The organism is Pseudomonas sp. P8_241, assembly GCF_034008315.1.
Taxonomy (GTDB): domain Bacteria; phylum Pseudomonadota; class Gammaproteobacteria; order Pseudomonadales; family Pseudomonadaceae; genus Aquipseudomonas.
This window is the reverse complement of sequence record NZ_CP125377.1, coordinates 5,910,175-5,935,374: the sequence shown is the minus strand read 5'-3', so window position 1 is coordinate 5,935,374 and position 25,200 is coordinate 5,910,175. Positions and strand designations below refer to the sequence as shown.

Below are 25,200 nucleotides of genomic sequence, written 5' to 3'. Positions count from 1 at the left end.
AGAATGGCTCGTTACATTGGTCCAAAATGCAAACTCGCTCGTCGCGAAGGCACCGATCTCTTTCTGAAGAGCGGCGTGCGCGCGATCGAATCGAAGTGCAACATTGAAGCAGCACCTGGTATCCACGGCCAACGCCGCGGTCGCCAGTCCGACTACGGCACCCAACTGCGTGAAAAGCAGAAGGTCCGTCGTATCTACGGCGTTCTCGAGCGTCAGTTCAGCGGCTACTACAAAGAAGCTGCTGGCAAGAAAGGTGCAACCGGTGAAAACCTGCTGCAACTGCTCGAATGCCGTCTGGACAACGTTGTATACCGTATGGGCTTTGGTTCGACTCGTGCCGAATCCCGTCAGCTGGTATCGCACAAGTCGATCAGCGTAAACGGTCAGACCGTTAACGTTCCGTCTTACCAGGTTCGTGCTGGTGACGTGGTCGCTGTTCGCGAGAAAGCAAAAAATCAACTTCGCATTGTCCAAGCTCTCGATCTGTGTGCCCAACGTGGCCGCGTAGAATGGGTAGAAGTAGACACTGAGAAGAAGTCGGGCGTTTTCAAGAACGTTCCAGCTCGCAGTGATCTGTCCGCCGACATCAACGAAAGCCTGATTGTCGAGCTCTACTCCAAGTAAGGGCTAGAAAATAGGTGCATCCATGCAGATTTCGGTAAATGAGTTCCTGACACCCCGCCACATTGATGTGCAGGTTGTCAGTCCAACCCGCGCCAAGATCACGCTCGAGCCTCTCGAGCGTGGCTTTGGCCATACCCTGGGCAACGCGCTGCGCCGCATCCTGTTGTCCTCAATGCCCGGCTGTGCAGTAGTCGAGGCCGAGATTGACGGTGTGCTCCACGAGTACAGCGCCATCGAAGGTGTACAGGAAGACGTAATTGAAATCCTGTTGAACCTTAAAGGTCTGGCTATCAAGCTGCACGGTCGTGACGAAGTTACGCTGACCTTGTCGAAGAAGGGTTCGGGGGTGGTTACCGCTGCCGATATTCAGCTGGATCATGATGTCGAGATCGTTAATCCCGATCACGTAATCGCTAACCTGGCGTCTAACGGCGCCCTGAACATGAAGCTAGTAGTAGCTCGTGGTCGTGGTTATGAACCGGCAGACTCGCGTCAGAGCGATGAAGACGAAAGCCGCAGCATCGGTCGCTTGCAGCTTGACTCTTCGTTCAGCCCGGTTCGCCGTATCGCATACGTGGTGGAAAACGCCCGTGTCGAGCAGCGTACTAACCTGGACAAGCTGGTTATTGATCTGGAAACCAACGGCACCCTGGATCCTGAAGAGGCTATTCGTCGCGCTGCAACCATTCTGCAACAGCAGTTGGCTGCGTTCGTCGACCTCAAAGGTGACAGTGAGCCAGTGGTTGTCGAGCAGGAAGACGAGATCGATCCGATCCTGCTTCGCCCGGTTGACGATCTGGAACTGACTGTACGTTCGGCTAACTGCCTTAAGGCGGAAAACATCTACTACATTGGTGACCTGATTCAGCGTACCGAAGTAGAGCTGTTGAAGACTCCGAACCTGGGCAAGAAATCCTTGACTGAAATCAAGGACGTTCTGGCCTCCCGCGGTCTGTCCCTCGGCATGCGCCTCGACAACTGGCCGCCTGCAAGTCTTAAGAAGGACGACAAGGCGACTGCCTGATCGTCGTAATCACCGAACGTAGTGTTTGGTAAGGAATGAACCATGCGTCATCGTAAAAGTGGTCGTCACCTGAGCCGCACCAGCTCGCACCGCAAGGCCATGTTCCAAAACATGGCGGTGTCGCTGTTCGAGCACGAGCTGATCAAAACTACTCTGCCAAAAGCTAAAGAACTGCGCCGCGTTGCTGAGCCGCTGATCACTTTGGCCAAGACAGATAGCGTTGCTAACCGTCGTCTGGCTTTCGACCGTACTCGTTCGAAAGCTATCGTTGGTAAGCTCTTCAACGACCTGGGCAAGCGTTACGCTACCCGTGAGGGTGGCTACCTGCGCATCCTCAAGTGCGGTTTCCGCGCTGGCGACAACGCGCCTATGGCGTACGTCGAGTTGGTTGATCGTGCTACTGCCGGCGAAGCTGTATCCGCCGAGTAAGACGTCAGTCTGAAACAAAGAACCGGGCCTAGTGCCCGGTTTTTTGTGTCTGAAACAAATGTGTTGGTTGTACAGATCTCTTCTTCCTCCAAGCCGTCATGATGTAGAGGGGAGGATCGTTAGGAATTATCTATCGATGTCTATGAGTCAATGAATTTGTAGGTGTCACATTGATGATCAATACTCCTTCTCAGCCGATTAGCCGGCAGTTCAAGACCGACAGAGGAAGGACGATCGCATGAGTCAGAACACAACGCTTACAACCGCCAGTGGCGCACCTGTTGCCGATAACCAGAATTCCCGTTCCGCCGGCCCCCGTGGCCCGCTGCTACTCGACGACTTTCACCTGATCGAGAAGCTCGCCCACTTCAACCGTGAAAACATCCCGGAGCGCCGCGTGCACGCGAAAGGCTCGGGCGCCTACGGTACGTTCACGGTCACTCGCGATATCACTCAATACACCAGCGCAAAACTGTTTGAATCGCTAGGTAAGCAAACCCCGACCTTTTTGCGGTTCTCTACGGTCGGTGGCGAACGCGGTTCGGCTGACACTGAGCGTGATCCCCGTGGTTTCGCGTTGAAGTTCTACACCGAAGAAGGCAACTGGGACATCGTTGGCAACAACACCCCGGTATTTTTCATCCGTGATCCGTTGAAGTTCCCTGACTTTATCCACACCCAAAAACGTCTGCCGCAAAGCAATCTCAAAAGTGCCCAGATGATGTGGGACTTTTGGTCGCACTCGCCTGAGGCACTGCATCAGGTAACGATCCTGTTTTCGGACCGTGGCATTCCTGACGGCTACCGTCACATGCACGGCTTCGGGAGCCACACCTACAGTCTGATCAGCGCCGATAACGAGCGGCATTGGGTCAAATGGCACTACAAGACCAAGCAGGGAATCAAGAACCTGGCACCAGCCGATGCAGCACGTTTGGCTGGTACAGATCCTGATTACGCCCAGCGTGACTTGTTCGAGGCCATTGAGGGCGGTGATTTCCCGAAATGGCGCGTCTGCATCCAGATCATGTCCGAAGCTCAAGCCGCTGCGCATTACGAGAACCCGTTTGATGTCACCAAGACCTGGTCGCAGAAAGAGTTTCCGCTGATCGAGGTCGGTGAGCTGGAGCTCAATCGCAACCCGCAAAATTACTTCGCTGAAGTCGAGCAGGCCACATTCGGCCCTAGCAACATGGTACCGGGTGTGGGGCTTTCGCCGGATCGTATGCTGCAGGGTCGGGTATTTGCCTATGCGGATGCACATCGCTACCGCGTCGGCACCAATCACCAGCAATTACCGGTGAATGCGCCTCGCTGCCCGGTCAACACCTATCAACGTGATGGTTCGATGGCGTTTGGCAGCAACGGCGGCGCAGCGCCGAACTACGAGCCGAATAGCTACGTCCATTCACCCAAGCAGGCACCTCATTTTGCTGAGCCTGCATTGGCGCTGAACGGAGCGGCTGATCGCTACGATCACCGCGAAGACACCGACTACTACAGCCATGCTGGAGCATTGTTCCGCTTGATGACAGAGGACCAGAAATCACTGCTGGTCAGCAACATCGCAGGTGCGATGGCGGGTGTTTCCAGCGATGTAATTGATCGTCAGCTCCAGCACTTCTACAAGGCTGATACGGCGTATGGAGAAGCAATCGCAAAGCAGCTCAACGTACAGCTTAACGAAGTCTAAATGAGAAGCAGAACCGCCCTTGTTTGGGCGGTTTTTGCGTTATTTAAGCTGCTTTTCTCAGAATATCTTCGCTTTTATTGCGTCTGGCGAGTGACGTTATGGTCGGGTTGGTTCAAACTGTAACTTTCAAGCAGGGAGATGTAGGGCAATGCAAGGCCACCCAGACGTAATCGATTACCTCAACACGTTGCTGACCGGCGAACTGGCCGCGCGTGATCAATATTTCGTCCACTCGCGGATGTATGAGGACTGGGGTTTCACCAAGCTCTACGAACGTATCAATCACGAGATGGAAGAGGAAGCAGGGCACGCCGATGCGCTGATGCGCCGGATCCTGATGCTCGAAGGCACGCCGCGCATGCGCCCGGACGATCTTGATGTCGGCACTACGGTGACCGAGATGCTCGAAGCGGATTTGCGCCTGGAATACAAAGTCCGTGCTGCGCTGTGCAAGGGCATCAAGCTCTGCGAGCAGCACAAGGACTATGTCAGCCGCGAAATGCTGCGGGTTCAATTGCATGACACCGAAGAAGATCACACCTACTGGCTCGAGAAGCAGTTGGGTCTGATCAAGTTGATCGGGCTTGAGAACTACCTGCAATCCCACGCCTGATTCAACGGATACAAAAAAGCCCCTGTCACTGATGAAGTGACAGGGGCTTTTTCATGAGTCGGATTAAGCCCGATCACGTTCCAACAGCGGTTTCAGGTAGTAGCCGGTGTGAGATTGCTTCATCTCGGCCACTTCCTCGGGTGTGCCAACCGCAATGATCTGCCCACCCTTGGAGCCACCTTCCGGCCCAAGGTCCACCAGCCAGTCAGCGGTCTTGATCACGTCCAGGTTGTGTTCAATCACCACCACGGTATTGCCGTGATCGCGTAGGCGATGCAGTACGTCCAGCAGTTGCTGAATGTCCGCGAAGTGCAGGCCGGTCGTTGGCTCGTCGAGGATGTACAAGGTTTTGCCGGTGTCGCGTTTGGACAATTCGCGGGAGAGTTTCACCCGCTGGGCTTCACCACCGGACAAAGTGGTCGCCGATTGTCCGAGTTTGATATACGACAGACCGACATCCATCAACGTTTGCAGCTTACGCGCCAGTGCGGGGACCGCGTCGAAGAACACCCTTGCTTCCTCGATGGTCATTTCGAGGGTTTCGTGAATGCTCTTGCCCTTGTACTTGATCTCCAGGGTTTCGCGGTTGTAACGCTTGCTCTTGCAGACGTCGCACGGGACATAAATGTCCGGCAGGAAGTGCATCTCCACCTTGATCAGGCCATCACCCTGGCAGGCCTCGCAGCGTCCGCCCTTCACGTTGAAGGAGAAGCGCCCTGGCCCGTAACCCCGGGAGCGGGATTCCGGCACGCCGGCGAACAACTCGCGGATCGGCGTGAACAATCCGGTGTAAGTCGCCGGGTTGGAGCGCGGTGTACGGCCGATAGGGCTTTGGTCGATGTCCACGACCTTGTCCAGGTGTTCCAGGCCCTTGATGCTGTCGTGGGCGGCAGCCTCAAGCGTGGTCGCGCCGTTCAGCGCCGTGGCACTTAATGGAAACAGCGTGTTGTTGATCAGCGTCGACTTGCCCGAGCCGGACACACCGGTCACGCAGGTCAGCAGGCCGATCGGAATCTCCAGGTCGACATTGCGCAAGTTGTTGCCACGAGCTCCTTTGAGGGACAGCGTCAGCTTCTTGTTGCGCGGCGTGCGATTGGCCGGGACTTCGATCTTCACGCGCCCTGAAAGGTACTTGCCCGTCAAGGAATCCGGGTGAGCCATGACTTCCGCCGGCGTACCTTCGGCGACGATATGCCCGCCGTGCACGCCGGCGCCTGGACCGATGTCCACCACATAGTCGGCCAGGCGAATGGCGTCTTCATCGTGTTCGACCACGATTACCGTATTGCCAATGTCGCGCAGGTGTTTAAGAGTGCCAAGCAACCGGTCGTTATCGCGCTGATGCAAGCCAATCGACGGTTCGTCGAGGATGTACAGCACGCCGACCAGACCGGCGCCGATCTGACTGGCCAAGCGGATTCGCTGGGCCTCGCCGCCCGACAACGTGTCGGCACTGCGATCAAGCGACAGGTAATCGAGACCTACGTTGACCAGAAACTGCAGGCGCTCACGGATTTCCTTGAGGATCTTGTCGGCAATCTCGCCACGACGGCCGGTCAGTTTCAACCCGCCGAAGTATTCGCAAGCATCGCCGATGGGCAGGTTGGTCACTGCCGGCAGGGTCTTCTCGCCGACCCATACGTGCCGTGCTTCACGGCGCAGGCGGGTGCCGCGGCAATCAGGGCAGGATTGAGTGCTGAGGAACTTGGCCAGCTCTTCACGCACCGAGGCCGACTCGGTTTCGCGGTAACGGCGTTCCAGGTTTGGCACGATGCCTTCGAACGGGTGCGAGCGTTTGACGATATCGCCACGGTCGTTCAGGTATTTGAAGTCGACGTTTTGCGAACCGCTGCCGTGCAGGATGAATTTCTGCTGATCGGCCGGCAGCTCGTTGAACGGCACTTCGAGGCTGAACTTATAGTGCGAAGCCAGCGATCCGAGCATCTGGAAGTAATAGACGTTGCGCCGATCCCAGCCGCGAATCGCACCTTCGGCCAGGGTCAAATCACCGTTGACCAGTCGCTTGATGTCGAAAAACTGCTTAACCCCCAAACCATCGCAGGTCGGGCAGGCACCGGCGGGGTTGTTGAAGGAGAACAGCTTGGGTTCCAGTTCGCTGATGGCATGGCCGCAGATCGGGCAGGCGAAGCGCGCGGAGAAGATCATTTCTTCACCGGGCTCATCGTCCATCGGCGCCACGAGGGCGATGCCGTCCGCCAGTTTCAGCGCGGTCTCGAAGGATTCGGCCAGGCGTTGTTGCAAGTCGGCGCGAACCTTGAAGCGGTCGACCACGACATCAATGGTGTGTTTTTTCTGTTTGTCGAGCTTGGGTGCTTCGTCCAGCTCATAGAGCTTGCCGTTGATTCGGGCGCGGACGAAGCCCTGTGCGCGCAGCTCTTCGAAGACCGACAGATGTTCGCCTTTGCGCTCGCGGATCACTGGGGCCAGCAGCATCAGCTTGCTGCCCTCCGGTTCGGCGAGGACCAGGTCGACCATCTGGCTGACGGTCTGCGCTTCGAGCGGGATGTCGTGATCCGGGCAACGCGGAATACCTACGCGTGCATACAGCAGGCGCAGGTAGTCGTAGATTTCAGTGATGGTGCCGACGGTCGAGCGCGGGTTGTGCGAGGTCGACTTCTGTTCGATGGAGATCGCCGGCGACAGGCCTTCGATGGTGTCGACATCTGGCTTTTCCATCATCGACAGGAACTGCCGGGCATAGGCCGAAAGCGATTCGACGTAGCGGCGCTGACCTTCGGCGTACAGGGTGTCGAACGCCAGGGATGACTTGCCCGAACCGGACAGGCCGGTGATGACGATCAGCTTGTCCCGTGGCAGGGTCAGGTCGATGTTCTTCAGGTTGTGGGTTCGAGCCCCACGAATCAGGATCTTGTCCAAAGTGGCCTCGCTCGGCGGGCGTCGAAAACATAGGAGTATACGGCCAAATACTGGATGGATGCACACTATCAAGCAAGTGGGTTACTGTCGTACATGAAGAGTGTGTCAGCAATGCGCGGCAAAGCGTCGCGATATATCCCGTCAATCGATGGGACTGGTAGAATCGCCGCCGGTTCACATGAGGTTTTTCCATGCACGATCCCCACAGCGAGCGTATGAGTGGCAGCGAGACCCGCGCAGCAAGCGGTCTGGCCCTGGTGTTCGCCTTCCGTATGCTTGGCATGTTCATGGTGTTGCCGGTACTGGCGACCTATGGGATGGATCTGGCGGGAGCAACCCCGGCCTTGATCGGTCTGGCGATTGGCGCTTACGGCCTGACGCAGGCGGTTTTCCAGATTCCGTTCGGTATCATTTCCGACCGCATAGGTCGTCGCCCGGTGATTTACCTGGGGTTGATCGTCTTCGCCCTCGGCAGTGTGCTGGCGGCCAATGCCGATTCGATCTGGGGCGTTATCGCCGGACGAATCCTGCAGGGCGCCGGGGCGATTTCCGCGGCGGTCATGGCATTGCTGTCAGACCTGACCCGCGAGCAGCACCGGACCAAGGCCATGGCCATGATCGGTATGACGATTGGTCTGTCGTTCGCGGTCGCCATGGTCATAGGGCCGTTGCTGACGCGTGTTTTCGGCCTGTCCGGGTTGTTTTACGCCACGGGTGGCATGGCGCTGTTCGGCATCGTCATCGTGATGTTCATGGTGCCGCGCTCCACCGGGCCGTTGCAGCATCGTGAGTCCGGTGTGGCGCGTCAGGCGCTGATGCCGACGCTCAAACATCCGGACCTGCTGCGCCTGGATCTCGGCATCTTTGTGTTGCACGCCATGTTGATGTCGAGTTTCGTTGCCTTGCCCCTGGCCCTGGTCGAAAAAGCCGGCCTGCCCAAGGAGCAACACTGGTGGGTCTACCTGACCGCGCTGCTGATTTCTTTCTTCGCCATGATCCCGTTCATTATCTACGGCGAGAAGAAACGCAAAATGAAACGAGTTTTACTCGGCGCCGTCGTGACGCTTCTGTTCACTGAGCTATTCTTCTGGCAGTTCGGCGACAGCTTGCGGGCTCTGGTGATTGGTACGGTGGTGTTTTTCACTGCGTTCAATCTCCTGGAAGCTTCGTTGCCGTCGCTGATCAGCAAGGTTTCACCGGCGGGTGGCAAAGGCACTGCGATGGGGGTTTATTCCACCAGCCAGTTCCTCGGGTCGGCACTGGGCGGCATTCTCGGCGGCTGGATGTTCCAGCATGGCGGTCTGTCGGTTGTGTTCCTCGGATGCGCCGGTCTGGCTGCCCTCTGGCTGGTCTTTGCTGTTACCATGCGCGAACCTCCCTACGTCACAAGCCTGCGCTTGCCGTTGTCGCCTGAGGCGATCCGCGAAGCGGGTCTGGTCGAGCGCCTGAAGGCGGTCGTAGGGGTAACAGATGCAGTGATCGTCGCGGAAGAAGCGGCTATTTACATCAAATTGGACACCGAACTATTGGATCGCACCACCCTTGAGCGCCTGGTGAACAACCCGGCCGGGGCAGCGTGCGTAGCCTAGGAGAACGTTATGGCCCGTGGGGTTAACAAAGTCATATTGGTCGGCACTTGCGGCCAGGATCCCGAAGTTCGCTACTTGCCTAACGGTAACGCCGTGACCAACCTGAGTCTGGCGACCAGCGAACAGTGGACCGACAAGCAAACCGGTCAGAAAGTCGAAAAGACCGAATGGCACCGTGTATCGATGTTCGGCAAGGTTGCAGAAATCGCCGGCGAATACCTGCGTAAAGGTTCGCAGGTCTACATCGAAGGCAAACTGCAGACCCGCGAGTGGGAAAAAGACGGCATCAAGCGTTACACCACTGAAATCGTGGTCGACATGCAAGGCACCATGCAACTGCTGGGCGGCCGTCCACAGGGCGACCAACAGGGCCAGGGCGGTGGTAACAACTACCAACAATCCGCTCCGCGCCAACAGGCACCGCGTCCTCAGCAGTCGGCACCGCAACAGCGTTCGGCTCCGGCTCCACAGCAGGCTGCGCCGCAACCGGCTCCGGATTTCGACAGCTTTGATGACGATATCCCGTTCTAAGCATTCGTTAGACCGAACGGTATAAAAAAGCCCGTAGCGCTTACACGCTACGGGCTTTTTGTTTTTCGTATGTGGCGATTCAGCCCTTGGCGAACGCCAGCATGTCCGCGTTCACCTTCTCTTTATGGGTATCGGTCAGCCCATGGGGCGCGCCGGGGTAGACGAGCAACTGCGCATGCTCGATCAACCGCTTGCTCTCCAGGCCCGCAGCCTGAATCGGCACGATCTGGTCATCATCGCCGTGGAGGATCAGGGTCGGCACATCAAATTTCTTTAGATCCTCGCGGAAATCGGTTTCCGAGAATGCCTTGATGCTGTCAAGGGTGTTCTTGTGGCCGCCCATCATGCCTTGCATCCAGAACGAGTCGATCAGCCCCTGGGAGGATTTGGCGCCCGGACGGTTGAAACCGAAGAACGGACCGCCGGCAATGTCCTTGTAGAGTTGTGAGCGGTCGGCGATGGAGCCGGCGCGGATGCCGTCGAAGACTTCGATCGGCAAGCCCTTGGGGTTGCTTTCGGTTTTCAGCATCAGCGGTGGTACGGCGGAGATCAGTCCGGCCTTGGCCAGGCGTTTGGTGCCGTGACGGCCGATGTAACGGGCCACTTCACCGCCGCCAGTGGAAAAGCCGAAAAGAATCACGTCCTTGAGGTCCAGGTGTTCGATCAACTCCGCCAGGTCGTCGGCGTAGTGATCCATGTCGTTGCCGTCCCACGGCTGGCTGGATCGGCCATGGCCCCGACGATCGTGCGCGATGGCGCGGAAGCCGTTGTTGGCGAAGTGCAGCATCTGCGATTCCCAACTGTCGGCGCTCAAGGGCCAACCGTGGCTGAACACCACCGGTTGTCCGCTGCCCCAATCCTTGTAGTAAAGGGTGTTGCCTTCGCGAGTCGTCAGAGTAGCCATGTCGAACATCTCCAGAACGTAGCGTGGGTTGGGTGTTTACTGGTTGGCAGTCAGGAAGTCGTCGGTGGAGACCACACTGGCGTAGGCAAAGCCCAGGGCGGACATAAAGGCCGCATGCACGTGGGCTGCCGGAACGGTCAGGCCGTTGAATTCCAGGTCGCGGCTGGCACAGGCGTCGTGAATCACCGTGACGCTGTAGCCCAGATCATTGGCGGCGCGGGTAATGCCGTCGACACACATGTGGCTCATGCTGCCCACGACCACCAACTCCTTGATGCCTTTCTCATCGAGGATTGACTGTAGTTCGGTTTCGCGGAACGAGTTGACGAAGTGCTTGAGCACCACTGGCTCGTTGGCGCGGTTGAGGACTTTGGGATGCAGTTTGGCGCCTTCGGAGTTCGGGGTGAAAAACGGTGCATCCTCGGAGGTGAACTCGTGGCGGATGTGCACCACCGAATCACCTGCGTCGCGGAAGGCCTTGATCAGGCGCACGGCATTGTCCGCAGCGGCGTCGGCACCGACCAGCGGCCACTTGCCTTGGGGGAAGTAGTCGTTCTGGATATCGACTACGATGAGCGCTTGCTTGGCCATGACTGTTACCTCGAAGTGTGTGTTGGGTGTGGAATGAAGTATCAGGTTTAGCTGACATTCCGAGGATTGGCCGCACCGACAATAAGAGGGGGAAAACTGACAATGGACGCACAAAGGGCAATCGCCGAATTGGGGGTACTGATTTACCCCGGCGCGCAGATGGCGGCCGTGCATGGGTTGACGGACTTGTTCGGCGTGGCCAACCGGATCGCTGCCGAGCATCAGGCTGTGCAGTTGCCGTTGCTACGCGTCAGCCATTGGCAGGTCCGGGACGAGCAAGTGCCGGAGCGCGTCTTCGACAGCCAACCAGGGCCGGATCGCGCCATGGTGGCCGTGCTGATTCCGCCATCGATTGCCGGTTTCTCCGAAGGCCAGGCGCCGCAGGGTTTGATCCGCTGGTTGTGCGAACAACATGCCAGCGGTGCGACGCTGGGCGGAGTATGCGTAGGGTCGATCCTGCTGGCTGAAAGCGGTTTGCTCGACGGCCGCAGCGCCACCACGCACTGGACCTCTGCGAAAACCTTCGCCGAGCGTTACCCGGCCATCAAACTCAAGGCCGATACACCCATTGTCGATGACGGTGACTTGATTACCACTGCTGGATTGATGGCTTGGTCCGAGTTGGGTTTACGTCTGGTCGACCGCTTGCTCGGGCCGAGTATCGCCACCGGCACGGCGCGTTTTCTGGTGGTGGAGCACAGCGACAGTGCCAGTGAATGCGGCAGCAACTTTGCGCCGATCCTCAGCCATGGCGATGCATCGATCCTGAAAGTGCAGCACTGGTTGCAAAGCACCGGCGCGACCGATGTTTCATTGTCGGCGATGTCCGAGCGGGCAGGGCTGGAAGAGCGCACATTTCTGCGGCGTTTCCGTTCAGCCACCGGGCTCAAGCCCACCGAATACTGCCAACATCTGCGCGTGGGTAAGGCCCGAGAAATGCTCGAATTCACCAACGGCACCATCGATCACATTGCCTGGACTGTGGGTTATCAGGACCCCGGAGCATTTCGCTCGACCTTCAAGAAAATCACCGGGCTGGCGCCGAGTGATTATCGAACGCGGTTTGGTGTCACGCCGGCTAGCGCCACACGCTAGATGCCTCACCACAAACCCATGCAGGAGCGAGCTTGCTCGCGATAGCGGCTTAGCATTCAACATAGATGTTGACTGGCATTCCACCATCGCGAGCAAGCTCGCTCCTACAGGGGGTCGTGCAAAATGCCTGAACCTCAACAGGCTTCGTGCAGATTAAAACAGGCAAGTTGCCATCACGTTTTGCGCAACCCATTGATTTGAAAGCCATTGCACCCGCCTGGTCATTGGCGTGATCTCTGCACTCCCTATCACTACATTCATCACGCGCCGATTGAAGGGGGATGCATGACCCCGGCAAACCGCAAGAAACTGGTGGTCGCTCATTCGGTTAACGCCGACGCGCCGTTGCACGAAGTCGAGACCAACCGGGCACTCGCCCGTTGGCTCGCGCAAATACTCGGGCTCAAATACGCGGGCAGTTACAACGCCGACTTGCATGACGGAAAGGATCTGTATCTGTTGCCCACCCAAACCCTGGTCGGCGCCGCCGCAGCAAGAGCATTGGGGGTCGAGGGGCCAGACGATTTGTGGGGCGGTTATGTCGACCACGATTTCATCTGCACCAAGGCCATCAGCCACGGCTTGCTGAACCACAACGCTCGTGCACCTCAAGGTTGGGCGCCGTTGTTCTCCGAGCGGGTGCGCAGCGTGGTGCTCGACGGTCTCAGCGTGTTTTCCTTTGAAGATGCGCGGCCGGCAGCGGAACATCTGCTGTACAACGGGCCGATTCGCCTCAAGCCGATTCATGCCTGTGCGGGGCGCGGGCAGGAAGTGATCAAAAGCCTCGATCAATTCGACGACATCCTTGCCCGGCCAGACGCTAAAACCCTGTTCAACGAAGGCGTGGTACTGGAGCAGGATCTGGAGCAGGTCATCACCCACAGCGTGGGTCAGAGTTTTGTCGGCGACAAAGTACTGAGTTACTGCGGTGAGCAATACTTGACCGAAGACGCCCATGGCGAGCCGGTATACGGCGGCTCCGACCTGCTGGTGGTGCAGGGCGAGTATGACGATTTGCTGTTGCTCGACCTGGCTGAAGACGTGCGCCTGGCGATTGAGCAGGCCCAGGTATTCGACAGCGCTGCGAATGAAGCCTACCCCGGATTTTTTGCGTCGCGGCGCAACTACGACATCGCTCAGGGGGTGGACAGCAACGGTCGGCAACGCAGTGGCGTGCTCGAACAATCCTGGCGCCTGGGCGGGGCCAGCAGCGCCGAGGTCGCGGCATTGCAGAGTTTCATCAACGATCCGGACATGCGCGCCATTCGCGTGTCTGCCGTCGAGACCTACATCGACCAGCCGCTGCCGCCAAACGCCATTGAGGTGTATCGCGGCCCGGCTCAGGACAGTGATTTTCTACTCAAGTACGTAACGGTCAAATCCTATGACGGCTAGAAGCGAAAGCATTCAAATCGACATCGACGACGAACAGATGAGCGGGACCTTTCTCAGTCCAAAATCGAAAGTCCCCGGCGTGTTGTTTGTGCACGGCTGGGGCGGCAGTCAGGAGCGCGACCTGGAGCGGGCCAAAGGTATCGCCGGGCTGGGTTGTGTGTGCCTGACGTTTGATTTGCGCGGCCATACCGGGGGCACAGGCATTCCCTTGACCCGAGTGACGCGCGAGGACAATTTGCGGGACTTGCTGGCAGCCTATGATCGTTTGCTTGCGCATCCTGCGCTCGATACCTCGGCGATTGCCGTGGTCGGCACCAGTTACGGCGGCTACCTGGCTTCGATCCTTACGTCGCTCAGGCCGGTGCGCTGGTTGGCGCTGCGGGTGCCGGCGCTGTATCGCGACGAAGAATGGCACACGCCTAAACGCGATCTGGACAAGCTCGATTTGTGCGATTACCGCAGTACCTTGGTGCGCGCCGACACAAACCGTGCGTTGCATGCGTGTTCGGCATTTACCGGAGATGTGTTGCTGGTGGAGTCCGAGACCGACGACTTTGTTCCCCACGCAACGATCATGAGTTATCGCGCGGCGTGTCAGCAGACGCATTCGCTGACGCACCGCATCATCGATGGTGCCGATCACGCCTTGAGCGACCCGGTTTCACAGCAGGCCTACACGTCGATCCTGGTGGACTGGATCACGGAGATGGTAGTGGGTGAACGGTTGAGCATTATTCAATCGAAATGATTTGAGGCGTTCTCGCGGATGCCTTCGCCGCTTGCTCGCGATGGCGTCCTGACTACCAACAACAATTCACTTGGGTTTCTTGCTGATCCGCAACGACTTGGCCTTGGCTTCGACGATCAGGTACATCACTAAGGTGATCAACAGCGGCAACAGAAAATAGATCGCCCGATATGCCAGCAATCCTGCCACCAGACTGCCCCGTGATGCCTCATGTTGCAGCAGCGCCACAAACACCGCTTCCAGCACGCCGAGCCCGGCGGGGATGTGCGTGATGACCCCGGCAATTGCGCTGATCAGCAATACACCCAGCACCAACGGGTAATCGAGCTTGCTCGGCAGCAGGGTGAAAATGACCGCTGCCATCAGCGACCAGTTCAGCGCGCCGAGGCACAGTTGCAGGATCGCCATGCGCAGCGACGGTAAATTGATTTCCACTCCACGAATCGACCATTCCCGACGACTGGAAAAACGGCAAGCCGCCAGGTATCCGGCACTCACCAGCAGCAACAACACTCCCACCGCTTGCAGCGCACCGCTGCTCAGTTTCCAGCCCGGTGGCATGCGCACCAATCCACTGCTGAACACCACGCCGGCGATCAGCATGTAGCCGATCCAGTTGGTCGCCAGGCTCAGGCCGAGGATTTTCGCGATGTTGCTCTTGCTCACCCCGAGGCGCGAGTACAGCCGATAACGCATGGCAATGCCACCGACCCAGGCACTCAAGTTGAGGTTGAAGGCGTAGCTGATGATGCCCACCGGGAGGATCTGTTTCCAGGTCAGGTCCTGACGGATGTAAGTGCGCCCGATCAGATCGAAACAGGCATACACCAGAAAACTCAGCACTGTCAGGGAGGACGCGATGATCAAGGTGCGCACTTTGAAATCGGCCAGGGTCTCGAGCACTTCGGCCCATTCGATGCGCTGGGCGAACATCGTCAACAACACAATCAGCGCCAGAAAAAACAACATGGTCAGCGGTTTTTTCCAACGGCTCCAGCGCGACTTGGCCGGGTGCTCGGTGTGGGACGTCGATCCGGTATCAGCGTGGCTCATGGTGATCGCTCCCGGTCGCAGGCGTGAAGGGTTTCAGGCGTGGTTTGTGCGCCGGTAGCCAACCGGCCCATGCCGGAAAATGCCGCAGAAAGTGAAATACCAGAAAGCCGACGGTCATGTGCCAGACCCGTCCGCGTGGCATTTTTTCGGGGGACATGATCTTGCAGTGATGGTCGCTGAGGTCTTCGAGTCGGTCGTACAGCTCACGGTTGAACTGGCGATCGCGAATCAGCACGTTGGCCTCAAGGTTCATCGACAGACTCAACGGGTCCAGATTGCTGGAGCCGACGGTGCTCCAGTCTTCGTCCACCAGCGCCACTTTGCCGTGCAGCGGTCGGTCGCAGTATTCGTAGATTTTTACCCCGGACTTGAGCAAGTAGTCGTAGGTCATGCGCGCCGCGAGCTTGGCCACCATCATGTCCGGCTGGCCCTGCAGGATCAGCCGCACATCGACGCCCCGGCGCGACGCGTTGCGAATTTCGCGCAACAGCCGATAACCCGGAAAGAAGTAGGCATTGGCGATCACCACCCGCCGTTGTGCAGTGCGCAACACCTGCCGATAGACCTCTTCAATGTCCGTCGGGTGTTCGCCGTTGTCGCGGTACACCAACCGCACTTGACCGTCATGATCGTTGATGGCCAGTTCGGAGCGCCGTTGTCGGCGCCTTTGCCACCAGTATTTGGCCCGCGCCGGGCGACCGCATTGCAGCAAGGCAAAGTGATGGATGTCAGCGACCACCGGCCCCTGTACTTCAACCGAATAATCCTGCTTGGCCTCAGGGCCGAAGTCAGCCAAATGATCGGCGGAAAAATTGATCCCGCCGATGAAGGCGACAGTCCCGTCCACCACCACGATTTTGCGATGCAAACGTCGGAACCAGTTGGTGCGGATGCCCAGGCGTTTCGGTGCCGGATCGAACATCTGCAAATGCACGCCCGCGCCGCTTAGAGCGGTGAGAAACCCGGTGCTCAATTCGCCGCAACCGAAGCCGTCGAGGCTGACGGTGGTGCGCACGCCCCTTTGTGCCGCTTCGATGAGGATCTGTTGCAGTTCGTTGCCAACCTTGTCTTCGAACAGAATGAAGGTTTCCAGCAGGATTTCGTTCTGGGCCTGACGCAACGCTTCGAACACTCGAGGAAAATACGCCTCGCCATTTTCCAGCAACTCGACTCGATTGCTGCCTTGCCAGCCGTATTCGACATCGACTGCTGTCGGCTCGCGTACCGGCGGCGCGGGGATGTGTTCAACCGTGGTTTTTTCCATCGACTGGCTGCTCATAGCTCGATCTCCACCGATAGCGGGACGTGGTCGGAAAGGTGGGACCAGGGCCGGCTTGCCAGCACCTGCGGATGGCTGGCCTTGAGGTGGCGCACGTAGATGCGGTCCAGACGCAAAGCCGGCAAACGTGCGGGAAAACTGCGCGCCGGTTTGCCATGATGTTCGGCAAAGACTTCGCGTAATCCGCTGGGTTTGAGCAACGCATCGGCGCGCTGGCGCCAGTCATTGAAGTCACCGGCAACGATTACCGGCGCGTCGTCTGGCAGCGCGTCCAGGCGTTGGGCCAACAGAGCGAGTTGCGCGTTGCGGTGGGTTTCCCGAAGGCCCAGGTGCACGCAGATGGCGTGCACCTCGCGACCGTCGCCGGGCAGGCGCAACACGCAATGCAGAATCCCGCGGTTTTCGTGACCGCTGATGGACACGTCGAGATTGTCATGACGAATAATCTGGAATTTCGACAGCAGCGCGTTGCCGTGATCGCCCGCCGGATAGACCGCGTTGCGCCCATAGGCGAACTGTGGCCAAAGGGTGTCGGCGAGGAATTCGTACTGCGGTATCGTCGGCCAATTGTTGTAGCGCTTTGGATGCTGCTCGTGGGTGCCATGGACTTCCTGCAAAAACACCACATCGGCGGACACACTGCGCACCGCTTCGCGCAGTTCCGGCAGGATGAAACGCCGATTGAGCGCGGTGAATCCTTTGTGGGTGTTGACCGTCAGCACCGTGAACCGACGCACTTGGGTGTCGATGCTGGACTGTTCGTCCGTCACGCCGACAGGCTCTGAAATGCTCATGACAACACGCCCTCCACAGCGGGCTCACCGGGAACGGTGTCCAGATCCTTGTCGAGGTGCAATCGCTCCAGTAAACGACGGGCATCGAAAGGCGCCCGGACTTTGATGTCGTTATCGAAATAGCAGAACACTTCACGGGACTTGCGTGGCTTTGGCTTCAGGCGAGGTGCAATCAGCTGCGGATCGCTCGGTTGTCGGCCGTGCTGCCATGCTTCGATCCGGTCGCCCCAGCGCTGCAAGGCCTGCGGCGTGTAACCGCTGGCGTAGAGTTCTTCGGCGCCATGCAGTCGCAGATAGACAAAGTCGCTGGTGATGTCTTCGCGGTACGGCCATTTACCCGCGGTGTCGGCGATCACCAGGGCGGTGTTGTAGCGTTTGAGCAGGCGAATGAACGCCGGGTCGACAAAGCTCTCGTGGCGGATTTCCACGGCGTGGCGTAAACGCTTCTTTTTGTAGGCCTTCAGGCTGGCATGGCCGTTGACGTGGGCGTCATGCTGACGGGCGAGGGCGGCGGCTTGTTCGGTGTCGCGGGGCAGCTGGTCAAGGAAGGTCTCGAACAGCCCAGCGTCGAATTTGAAGTCAGGAGGGAACTGCCAGAGGATCGGTCCGAGCTTTTCTTTCAGCTCCAGTACCCCGGAGGCAAAGAAGTTCGCCAAGGGCTTGTGAACCTCCCGCAGGCGTCTGATGTGGGTGATGAAACGCGGGGCTTTGACGCTGAACACGAACTCGGCGGGCGTTTCGCCATACCACTGAGCGTAACGTTCCGGCCGCTGCAGGGCGTAAAACGATCCATTGATTTCGATGCTGTTGACCGCCCGTGAGGCGAATTGCAATTCTCGCTTCTGGGCCAGCCCCTTCGGGTAGAAATCCCCGCGCCAGGGCGTATACCGCCAACCTGAAATACCGATATGAATCGCCGCCATGTCGCCTCCGGTCCGATGCCCTGTCTTTGAAGGACTGCACGGTGGCGCCGAAAGTTTCGACGGGGCTACGGACGGTTGACCGCCGCTTGCAGCGTAGGAGCTGGCGCAGCATGCGTGCTAATGTCACCCGGCGAGTTTTTCGACGATGCATTGGCGGGCCAGGTGCGAACTTGTCCGGCATTTCTCGATCAGTTCCTTACAGTCACAGCCAACGGAGAGGGTGCTTTGATCGGGCTCAAGATCGCGACTTTACTGGGTGCACTGCTGTTTTTGGGCAGCGAGACGCTCGAAGCAGCGGCGATACCGGGATTGCCGGCTGCCGCCAGTACCGCCGCGACACCCGCGGCGCACCCAGAACCGCTGGTGCAGGGCGGATTGCTGGGCGCCATCAGTTCGAGCATTGACGAGGTCCAGAGCAAGCTCGACCTCAACGAGCACCTGGTCGACACCTGGCGCCTGCGCGCTGATCGGGCGGTGGATGAAGTCGATGAGCTGGTCAATCGTCCATCGGCTCGCTCGAGCTGGAGCGTCCTGGGGGATTTCCTTCTGCTGACCTGCGTCTGGGCTGGCGTATTTGCGCTGCTTTGGCTGGTCGGGCGCCTGTTGGCGCAACGTCTGGGTGCACATCGCTGGCTGCTCAGTCGCGAGCGTGGCCAAGCGTTGCTCGGCTACTTGTTGCCCTACGCAATTCCGGCGGTAGTCAGTTTGCCGCTGACGATATATGCCAGCCAGTTTTTGCAGGTTTCAGCGGGTCGGGCCCTGGCGCTGTGTTTTGCCTACGCGACGAGCGCCGGCGTTTTTGCCGCGTCATTGGTGATGTCGCTGGTGGTGGTGTTCAACGTCGGGCACAAGCGCCGGGCGGTGCGGATCATCCGAGAACACAGTCCCCGGCCGCTGTTCTCCATCGGTTTTCTGGTTGCCCTGAGCGATGCCCTGACCAGCCCGCAGATCGCCCATCAACTGGGTAATAACCTCACCAGCAGCGTCGCCGTTTTTACCGGGCTCGCCGCTTCAATTTCGTTTGGCTTGCTGGTGATCCGCATGCGTCGGCCGGTGGCTCATGTGATTCGGATTCTGCCGCTGGCCCAGCGCGTCAGCCAGCCGGCATTGCGTGAAACCCTGCGCATATTTTCCGGGCTCTGGTACTGGCCAATCCTGTTGATGGTGCTGGTATCGATCATCAACCTGATCGGCATTGGTGACGACAATCAGACTGTGCTGCGCAGCGCGCTGTTCACCACCGTGTTGCTGATTGCCACGGTGTTTCTCAGCACCACGCTGCATCATTTGTTCAAGGCACGCAGCGAATCGGATGTGCGGCGCGGCAGTGCCTACAAAGAGCGTTTCCTGAACCTGTCCCACGCGTTGTTGCGCATTGCCATGGCCGTCGTGTTCATCGATGTCCTGGGACGCATCTGGGGCGTGTCGTTGTTCGAGTTTGCGGTCAGTAACGCAGTGGGCCGAGCGATCAGCGATTCCCTGAGCCATATCGGTCTGATCTTCCTGGTGACGTGGATGGTCTGGGTGGTGCTCGACACGGCCATTCAGGAGGCCTTGAAACCACCGGCAAGCAAGCGCTCGGCGCGCCAGCCGAGTACACGGGTGAAAACCATCCTGCCGCTGTTGCGCAATGCGATCAAAATCATCCTGGTGGTGATCTGCGCAATCACCACCATGGCCAACCTGGGAATCAACGTTGCGCCGTTCCTGGCTGGTGCCGGGGTAGTGGGCCTGGCGATCGGTTTCGGTTCCCAGCAACTGGTGCAGGACGTGATCACCGGGTTGTTCATCATCATCGAAGACACCCTGTCCATCGGCGACTGGGTGGTGCTCGATTCCGGTCATGCCGGTACTGTCGAGGGCCTGACCATTCGCACCTTGCGCCTGCGTGACGGCAAGGGGTTCGTGCACTCGGTGCCGTTCGGCCAGATCAAGGCGGTGACCAACCAATCGCGGCAATTCGCCTATGCGTTTTTCTCGGTACAGTTCACCTATGACACGGATGTGGACAAGGCCATCGAGTTGATTCGCGAAGCCGGGCATTCGATCAGCAACGATCCCTTCCTGCGTTACAACCTGCAAGGGCCGCTGGATGTCTTCGGCGTCGACAAGATGGACCTCAACGGAGTGGTGCTGACCTCGCAATTCCGCACGGTGTCCGGCGGGCAATATGCGGTGAGCCGGGCGTTCAATCAGCGTTTGAAAAAACTTGTGGATAACAGTCCGTGGGTGCACTTCGCGCAGACTTATCCACAGCAGGCGCTGGTGCCGAGGCATCCAGTCGAGGCGCCGCCGCAGGTTGAGTCAGAGCCGGAGCATTCGGTATTGATGCCCGATGGGTCGCGGTCGCAGTAAGTCGTCCGGGAGGTTTTTGTTGGTTTTGAGGGCCCCTTCGCCAGCAAGCCGGCTCCTACAGGGATATGCGCAGGTACATCAACCAGTAGGAGCCGGCTTGCTGGCGAAGGGGCCAGCGCAAACGCCATCAATGCCGGATCAGCTTATTGCGCACCTCTTCGCTGGCTTGCTGATCAAGTTCCACCCAGAACAAAGGCTTGCCGGCAATCTCGGCAGCCACCGGCAGGCCATCGCGATACACCAGCCGATTGCTCGCCAGCGCCGGGACTTTCGCACCGGGCAACAGCGTGCCGGCGAGATTCAGCGGATCGACCCCGCAAACGGCGACGAGACTGCCATCCTTCGGTCGGCCCCGTACTTCTCGCAATAACGGAATCGCCTCGGGGAGCGCAAATTGCTCCCCCGCCAGGCCGCTGACAAACCGCCCGCCACGAATCTCGCCCCGAGCCTCCAGGCGATGAAAAGTGCGCAGCAGCTCGCGCCAGCTCGGCAGCCAGTCCGCCTCACGTTCCAGCAGGCGCCAGAACACCACGCCGTAGCGGCGCAGCAAGGTCATGGCAATGTGTTCCAGCGTATCGGCGGGTGTCGGCGCCGGACGTGGGTTATCCACAGCCGGCACGGCGGGAGCGCGACGCAACAGCGCCCATCGCCCCGCATCGTCCATGCCGCCGATGAAGGCCCCACGTCCGCGGTGACTGCTGCGGTTCTGCCGCTTGCTGGCCGGCGTAATCAGCGCGCGCAGTCCGGCGAAGCTGTCGGCGTTCACCAGTCCGGCGCCTACCAGTTCCTGCAAGGCGATTTCCAGTTCCGAACGCAGCAGATGGGCCTCGTGAATCAGCTCATCGAAAAACAGCGCGCCGTGCTGACTGAGGGCGGCGTGAACCTTTTGCGTTTTCGGTGACAGTTCACTGATTGGCGTCTGCTCGGTCAGCCCGCTCCAGAGCCCGACCTGACTGCGCGGCAGCAACACAATCGGTGTACTGCGCAACGCGGTGCCGGTGCTCTTGTTGCGCGCGCTCAGACGCGTCCACACCAGCCTGCCGCTACGGCACAGCTCATCGAGCCACAACGCCGAGTAATCCTTGATCCGCGCCGGCAGGATGTCGCTGTCCCACGCAGAAGCGGCGGCGGGGTAGCCTTCGAATTGGCTGACCACGACCGGCAACACGGCCGCGCCTTGACCCTGATTGGCACTGGACACATGCTGCCAATCGAACAGAAACCGCATGAAGTCCTGCAAAGCCACCGGCTCGATTTCCCGGCGCAGGCGCTTGACCGTGTAGCGATGAATACGTGCGAGCAAATGCCGCTCGGACCATTCTTCCTCTTGGGTGCCGGGGTTGAAACGTCCGCGCAGGACATAGCCCTCACGCTCCAGTTGCGCCAAGGCCTGGCTCACGACAGGGCCGGATAAGCCGAGGGGTTCGGCAATAGCATGCAGCGGTAGCGGTCCGAAGGCGCTGAGTCGCGCCCGGATCATGTCGACCAAGGCTTCCTCCCGCTCCCAGACTTCATCGAAACCCGGTAGCGCCAGCAAGGGTGGCGAACATTGTGCCTGTGGATAAATCGCCCTTAGACAGGTCAGCCGTTCCAACGCCAGCCACAACGATTGCACAGCGTTGATCTGCAAACGGCTGGCGCGACCGCTCTGGGCCAACGCGTTGAGCCAGTTGCGCCACTGCGGATTGACCTCGGCTTCTGCGTCAGTGATACACGCCAGGCTCATCAGCGCTTCATGCATTTCATCGATGCCCGTGGGCGCAGGCCAGGCTTCTTTGCGCACAGCGTTGATCGCCTCGGCATCCAGTGCACCGAGGTCGTCGGTCGATTGCGGGTCGCTCCAGCGCCGGTTGAGCACAGCTTGGGTGCGGCGCTCTTCCAGCGGCGCGTCGTCGAGAAAGGTGTAGGGCCGGGCGCTGAGAATTTCTGCTGCCAACGGGGAGGGCGCCGGCAGGTCGCGACTGATCAGACGCACCTCGCCGCGCTCCATGCGGCGCAGCAAGGCGAGCCAGCCTTCGCAGTCCATGGCGTCGTGCAGGCAATCGTCGAGGGTTTGTTCCACCAGCGGATGGTCAGGAATTTCCCGTTCGCCGGCGAGGTTTTCCACGCAAGCGATCTGATCGGGGAACACGCTGGCGATCAGGTCTTCGCTTTTCATTCGCTGGATTTGCGGCGCCACTTTGCGCCCGCCGCTGTAGCGCGGTAACGCCAGGGCCACCCCGGTATTCCAGCGCCAGCGTACGCCGAACAGCGGCGCGTCGAGCACAGCCTGAATCAGGAGGTGTTCGGCACTGTTGCTGTGGATATATCGCCAGACATCGTCCAGTTCGAAGCTGTGGCTGGTGGACAGCGACAGCACGATGGCGTCTTCGCTGGCGGCGGCCTGCAATTCGAAGTTGAAGGTGCGGCAGAAACGCTTGCGCAGGGCCAGACCCCAGGCGCGGTTGATGCGGCTGCCGAACGGCGTGTGAATGATCAGTTGTGTGCCACCGGACTCGTCGAAAAAGCGCTCCATCAGCAGCGTGTCTTGCGACGGCAGGGCGCCCAGGGTTTGACGCGCTGGAGCCAGGTAGTCCACCAGTTGTTCAGCGCTGGCGACGTTCAGGCCAAGGGTCTCGGTCAGCCAGTCGAGTGCCGGTTGCAAGTTGCCCGGCGTGCAGCCAAGCAACTTATCGAGGTGCGCTTGCAGGCGCGCTACCGCCCAAGACAATTCAGCGCTGCGCCCCGGTGCTTCGCCGAGCCAGAACGGAATGGTCGGTGGCTGACCCTGGGCGTCTTCGACCCGGACCTTGCCGGTTTCGACGCGCAGGATCCGATAGGACGTATTGCCCAACTGGAAGATATCGCCGGCGATGCTTTCCACCGCAAAGTCTTCGTTGATGGTGCCGATGTTCAGCCCTTGGGGCTCCAGCAGTACGCTGTAGTCAGCGTTGTCCGGAATCGTCCCGCCGCTGGTCACGGCGGTGAGTTTTGCGCCCCGGCGACCGCGCAGGGTGCGGGTCACGGCGTCGCGGTGCAGGTAGGCGCTACGGATGCCCTGACGCCCGTTGTAGCCCTCGGCGAGCATGTGCAGCAGCGCTTGATAATGCTTGTCGTCGAGTCCCGCATACGGCGACGCCCGGCGGAACATGTCCAGTAGCGCTTGCTCCTGCCATTCCTGGCAGCTGACTTCGGCGATGATCTGCTGCGCCAGTACATCCAGCGGTGCCTTGGGAATCGACAACGTGTCGAGCTCGCCCCGACGCACGCAGTCGAGCAGCGCGGAGCATTCGATCAGGTCGTCGCGGGTGGTGGCGAACAGTCGACCCTTGGGCGTGCCACCAACCTGGTGCCCGGAGCGACCGACTCGCTGCAGAAAACCGGCAATCGAACGTGGCGAGGCGATCTGGCACACCAGGTCGACGTCGCCGATATCGATCCCCAGCTCCAGCGATGCCGTGGCGATCAGCACTTGCAGGTCGCCGCGCTTGAGCCGCTGTTCGGCGTCGAGGCGAAACTCTTTGGCCAGGCTGCCGTGGTGGGCGGCCACGGCTTGCTTGCCCAGGCGTTCGCTGAGGTGACGACTGAGGCGCTCGGCCAGGCGCCGGGTGTTGACGAAAATCAGCGTGGTGCGGTGTTGCCGGGCGAGGGCGGCGAGACGGTCATAGACCAGTTCCCAGACATCGTTGGCCATCACCGCCGACAGCGGTACCGGAGGTACTTCGATGTCCAGATCACGGGGCCGGGCATGACCGATGTCGATGATCTCGCAAGGACGATCACGACCCACCAGAAAACGCGAGACTGCCGCGATGGGTTTTTGCGTGGCCGACAGACCGATGCGCATCAGCGGTTCGGCGCACAGGGTCTGCAAGCGTTCAAGGCTCAGGGCCAGGTGACTGCCGCGTTTGCTGGCGGCGATGGCGTGGATCTCGTCGACGATCACCGTGCGGGTGGTTGCCAGCATCTGCCGGCCGGAGTCGGATCCCAGCAGCACGTAAAGCGATTCGGGGGTGGTGACGAGGATGTGCGGCGCCATCTTGCGCATCGCCGCGCGATCTTTCTGCGGGGTATCGCCGGTGCGAACGGCGGTGGCGATCTGCACCTCGGGCAGACCCATTGCACGCAATTGCTCGGTAATTCCGGCCAATGGGTTTTGCAGGTTGATCTGGATGTCGTTGGACAAGGCTTTGAGCGGCGAAACGTAAACCACCAGGGTTTCGTCAGGCAGGCCGCCAGGGCTTTCAAGGCCTCGGTGGACCAGATCGTCGATCACGGCGAGGAAGGCGGTGAGGGTCTTTCCGGAACCGGTGGGCGCGGCGATCAATGTCGAGCGGCGCTGGCGGATCAACGGCCACGCCCGGGCCTGGGCGGCGGTGACCGCAGGGAAGGTGTGGCTGAACCAGGCGCTGACGGCGGGGTGGAAGCCGTTCAGGGCACTGTCTGCGGGGATGGGCAGGTTCATGGGGCAATTTATGCGGGTGGGTGGGCCAAGATGCAAGTACCGCTGGGGATCTGGGCTTGCTGGCAATGGGGCCAGTAGCATCACCACAAATCCCGGACATCTACACTTTACGGATGACGGTTGCGCACTAAACCCGCAAAATGCAACGATTCGCGCAACTTTCAACGACATCGCCCGCAAGCGCTGTCGACAAACCATCGTTCCAATCAGACTGGGCC

The 25,200-nt window shown here is 59.5% G+C and carries 19 protein-coding genes; 11 read left to right on the top strand and 8 right to left on the bottom strand.

Annotated elements, in window-relative coordinates; genetic code table 11:
* Nucleotides 1-3: 3 nt before the first annotated feature.
* The 5 genes from rpsD (at nt 4) to bfr (ending at nt 4,383) form a co-directional block, all read left to right on the top strand.
* Nucleotides 4-624, top strand: a complete 621-nt coding sequence (rpsD, locus tag QMK58_RS26660) for a 30S ribosomal protein S4 (protein WP_003176404.1) — start codon at nt 4-6, stop codon at nt 622-624.
* 22 nt (nt 625-646) lie between these two features.
* Nucleotides 647-1,648, top strand: coding sequence for a DNA-directed RNA polymerase subunit alpha (locus tag QMK58_RS26655; RefSeq protein ID WP_007970428.1), 1,002 nt, complete (start codon nt 647-649; stop codon nt 1,646-1,648).
* 42 nt (nt 1,649-1,690) lie between these two features.
* A complete protein-coding gene (gene rplQ / locus QMK58_RS26650) occupies nt 1,691-2,077 on the top strand; it encodes a 50S ribosomal protein L17 (protein ID WP_007970429.1) in 387 nt (128 codons plus the stop codon).
* 238 nt (nt 2,078-2,315) lie between these two features.
* Nucleotides 2,316-3,770 carry a catalase gene (locus QMK58_RS26645; protein WP_320395634.1) on the top strand — a complete coding sequence of 485 codons (1,455 nt, stop codon included), beginning with the start codon at nt 2,316-2,318 and terminating at the stop codon, nt 3,768-3,770.
* A gap of 148 nt (nt 3,771-3,918) precedes the next feature.
* Nucleotides 3,919-4,383, top strand: coding sequence for a bacterioferritin (gene bfr, locus QMK58_RS26640; RefSeq protein ID WP_007970123.1), 465 nt, complete (start codon nt 3,919-3,921; stop codon nt 4,381-4,383).
* Between the two features lie 63 nt (nt 4,384-4,446).
* On the opposite strand, the gene uvrA is transcribed toward bfr, so the two are convergent.
* Nucleotides 4,447-7,281 (bottom strand): excinuclease ABC subunit UvrA, encoded by a 2,835-nt coding sequence (gene uvrA / locus QMK58_RS26635; protein WP_053162827.1) that lies wholly within the window; start codon nt 7,279-7,281, stop codon nt 4,447-4,449.
* A gap of 191 nt (nt 7,282-7,472) precedes the next feature.
* On the opposite strand from uvrA, the gene QMK58_RS26630 reads away from it, so the two are divergent.
* Entirely contained in the window at nt 7,473-8,870 is a 1,398-nt protein-coding gene (locus QMK58_RS26630) for an MFS transporter (protein WP_320395633.1), read from the top strand.
* A gap of 9 nt (nt 8,871-8,879) precedes the next feature.
* Complete coding sequence (locus QMK58_RS26625) at nt 8,880-9,401, top strand: single-stranded DNA-binding protein (RefSeq protein WP_053162823.1); 522 nt, start codon at nt 8,880-8,882, stop codon at nt 9,399-9,401.
* Nucleotides 9,402-9,480: 79 nt separating this feature from the next.
* On the opposite strand, the gene QMK58_RS26620 is transcribed toward QMK58_RS26625, so the two are convergent.
* Together QMK58_RS26620 and QMK58_RS26615 are read right to left on the bottom strand one after the other, a co-directional pair.
* Nucleotides 9,481-10,305, bottom strand: coding sequence for an alpha/beta fold hydrolase (locus QMK58_RS26620; protein WP_053162870.1), 825 nt, complete (start codon nt 10,303-10,305; stop codon nt 9,481-9,483).
* Between the two features lie 36 nt (nt 10,306-10,341).
* Nucleotides 10,342-10,896, bottom strand: a complete 555-nt coding sequence (locus QMK58_RS26615) for a cysteine hydrolase family protein (protein ID WP_053162822.1) — start codon at nt 10,894-10,896, stop codon at nt 10,342-10,344.
* A gap of 102 nt (nt 10,897-10,998) precedes the next feature.
* Here QMK58_RS26615 and QMK58_RS26610 point away from each other — a divergent pair, with 102 nt between their 5' ends.
* The 3 genes from QMK58_RS26610 (at nt 10,999) to QMK58_RS26600 (ending at nt 14,134) form a co-directional block, all read left to right on the top strand.
* Nucleotides 10,999-11,991, top strand: coding sequence for a GlxA family transcriptional regulator (locus QMK58_RS26610; RefSeq protein ID WP_053162820.1), 993 nt, complete (start codon nt 10,999-11,001; stop codon nt 11,989-11,991).
* A gap of 285 nt (nt 11,992-12,276) precedes the next feature.
* The gene (locus QMK58_RS26605) at nt 12,277-13,386 is read left to right on the top strand and encodes a DUF3182 family protein (RefSeq protein ID WP_053162818.1); all 1,110 of its coding nucleotides are present in this window, start codon (nt 12,277-12,279) and stop codon (nt 13,384-13,386) included.
* Complete coding sequence (locus QMK58_RS26600; RefSeq protein ID WP_053162817.1) at nt 13,376-14,134, top strand: alpha/beta hydrolase family protein; 759 nt, start codon at nt 13,376-13,378, stop codon at nt 14,132-14,134. Before QMK58_RS26605 ends, QMK58_RS26600 begins: the two co-directional genes overlap by 11 nt.
* A 66-nt stretch (nt 14,135-14,200) precedes the next feature.
* Here the strand turns inward: QMK58_RS26600 and QMK58_RS26595 are convergent, their stop codons facing one another.
* Genes QMK58_RS26595 through QMK58_RS26580 form a run of 4 tightly spaced genes read right to left on the bottom strand, consistent with a single transcriptional unit; the run spans nt 14,201 to nt 18,183 of the window.
* A complete protein-coding gene (locus tag QMK58_RS26595; protein ID WP_053162815.1) occupies nt 14,201-15,187 on the bottom strand; it encodes a lysylphosphatidylglycerol synthase domain-containing protein in 987 nt (328 codons plus the stop codon).
* Nucleotides 15,174-16,466 (bottom strand): cardiolipin synthase ClsB, encoded by a 1,293-nt coding sequence (gene clsB / locus QMK58_RS26590; protein ID WP_053162813.1) that lies wholly within the window; start codon nt 16,464-16,466, stop codon nt 15,174-15,176. Before clsB ends, QMK58_RS26595 begins: the two co-directional genes overlap by 14 nt.
* Nucleotides 16,463-17,260 (bottom strand): endonuclease/exonuclease/phosphatase family protein, encoded by a 798-nt coding sequence (locus QMK58_RS26585; protein ID WP_053162811.1) that lies wholly within the window; start codon nt 17,258-17,260, stop codon nt 16,463-16,465. Before QMK58_RS26585 ends, clsB begins: the two co-directional genes overlap by 4 nt.
* Nucleotides 17,257-18,183, bottom strand: a complete 927-nt coding sequence (locus tag QMK58_RS26580) for a DUF72 domain-containing protein (protein WP_053162809.1) — start codon at nt 18,181-18,183, stop codon at nt 17,257-17,259. The genes QMK58_RS26585 and QMK58_RS26580 overlap by 4 nt, the downstream gene beginning before the upstream one ends.
* A 225-nt stretch (nt 18,184-18,408) precedes the next feature.
* Between QMK58_RS26580 and QMK58_RS26575 the strand changes: the two genes are divergently transcribed.
* Nucleotides 18,409-20,538: a mechanosensitive ion channel family protein gene (locus QMK58_RS26575; protein ID WP_053162868.1), complete on the top strand. Its 2,130-nt coding sequence runs from the start codon at nt 18,409-18,411 to the stop codon at nt 20,536-20,538.
* 127 nt (nt 20,539-20,665) lie between these two features.
* Here QMK58_RS26575 and QMK58_RS26570 read toward each other — a convergent pair whose 3' ends face one another.
* Entirely contained in the window at nt 20,666-24,982 is a 4,317-nt protein-coding gene (locus QMK58_RS26570) for a DEAD/DEAH box helicase (protein ID WP_320395632.1), read from the bottom strand.
* Nucleotides 24,983-25,200: the final 218 nt, after the last annotated feature.

Bases quoted from the DNA above. Each gene is read 5' to 3' on its own strand.
- rpsD (WP_003176404.1), top strand. From the start codon at position 4: ATGGCTCGTTACATTGGTCCAAAATGCAAACTCGCTCGTCGCGAAGGC.
- QMK58_RS26595 (WP_053162815.1), bottom strand. From the start codon at position 15,187: ATGAGCCACGCTGATACCGGATCGACGTCCCACACCGAGCACCCGGCC.
- QMK58_RS26570 (WP_320395632.1), bottom strand. From the start codon at position 24,982: ATGAACCTGCCCATCCCCGCAGACAGTGCCCTGAACGGCTTCCACCCC.
- QMK58_RS26655 (WP_007970428.1), top strand. From the start codon at position 647: ATGCAGATTTCGGTAAATGAGTTCCTGACACCCCGCCACATTGATGTG.
- QMK58_RS26600 (WP_053162817.1), top strand. From the start codon at position 13,376: ATGACGGCTAGAAGCGAAAGCATTCAAATCGACATCGACGACGAACAG.
- rplQ (WP_007970429.1), top strand. From the start codon at position 1,691: ATGCGTCATCGTAAAAGTGGTCGTCACCTGAGCCGCACCAGCTCGCAC.
- QMK58_RS26585 (WP_053162811.1), bottom strand. From the start codon at position 17,260: ATGAGCATTTCAGAGCCTGTCGGCGTGACGGACGAACAGTCCAGCATC.
- QMK58_RS26645 (WP_320395634.1), top strand. From the start codon at position 2,316: ATGAGTCAGAACACAACGCTTACAACCGCCAGTGGCGCACCTGTTGCC.
- QMK58_RS26615 (WP_053162822.1), bottom strand. From the start codon at position 10,896: ATGGCCAAGCAAGCGCTCATCGTAGTCGATATCCAGAACGACTACTTC.
- QMK58_RS26610 (WP_053162820.1), top strand. From the start codon at position 10,999: ATGGACGCACAAAGGGCAATCGCCGAATTGGGGGTACTGATTTACCCC.
- QMK58_RS26580 (WP_053162809.1), bottom strand. From the start codon at position 18,183: ATGGCGGCGATTCATATCGGTATTTCAGGTTGGCGGTATACGCCCTGG.
- QMK58_RS26625 (WP_053162823.1), top strand. From the start codon at position 8,880: ATGGCCCGTGGGGTTAACAAAGTCATATTGGTCGGCACTTGCGGCCAG.
- QMK58_RS26630 (WP_320395633.1), top strand. From the start codon at position 7,473: ATGCACGATCCCCACAGCGAGCGTATGAGTGGCAGCGAGACCCGCGCA.
- clsB (WP_053162813.1), bottom strand. From the start codon at position 16,466: ATGAGCAGCCAGTCGATGGAAAAAACCACGGTTGAACACATCCCCGCG.
- bfr (WP_007970123.1), top strand. From the start codon at position 3,919: ATGCAAGGCCACCCAGACGTAATCGATTACCTCAACACGTTGCTGACC.
- QMK58_RS26605 (WP_053162818.1), top strand. From the start codon at position 12,277: ATGACCCCGGCAAACCGCAAGAAACTGGTGGTCGCTCATTCGGTTAAC.
- QMK58_RS26620 (WP_053162870.1), bottom strand. From the start codon at position 10,305: ATGGCTACTCTGACGACTCGCGAAGGCAACACCCTTTACTACAAGGAT.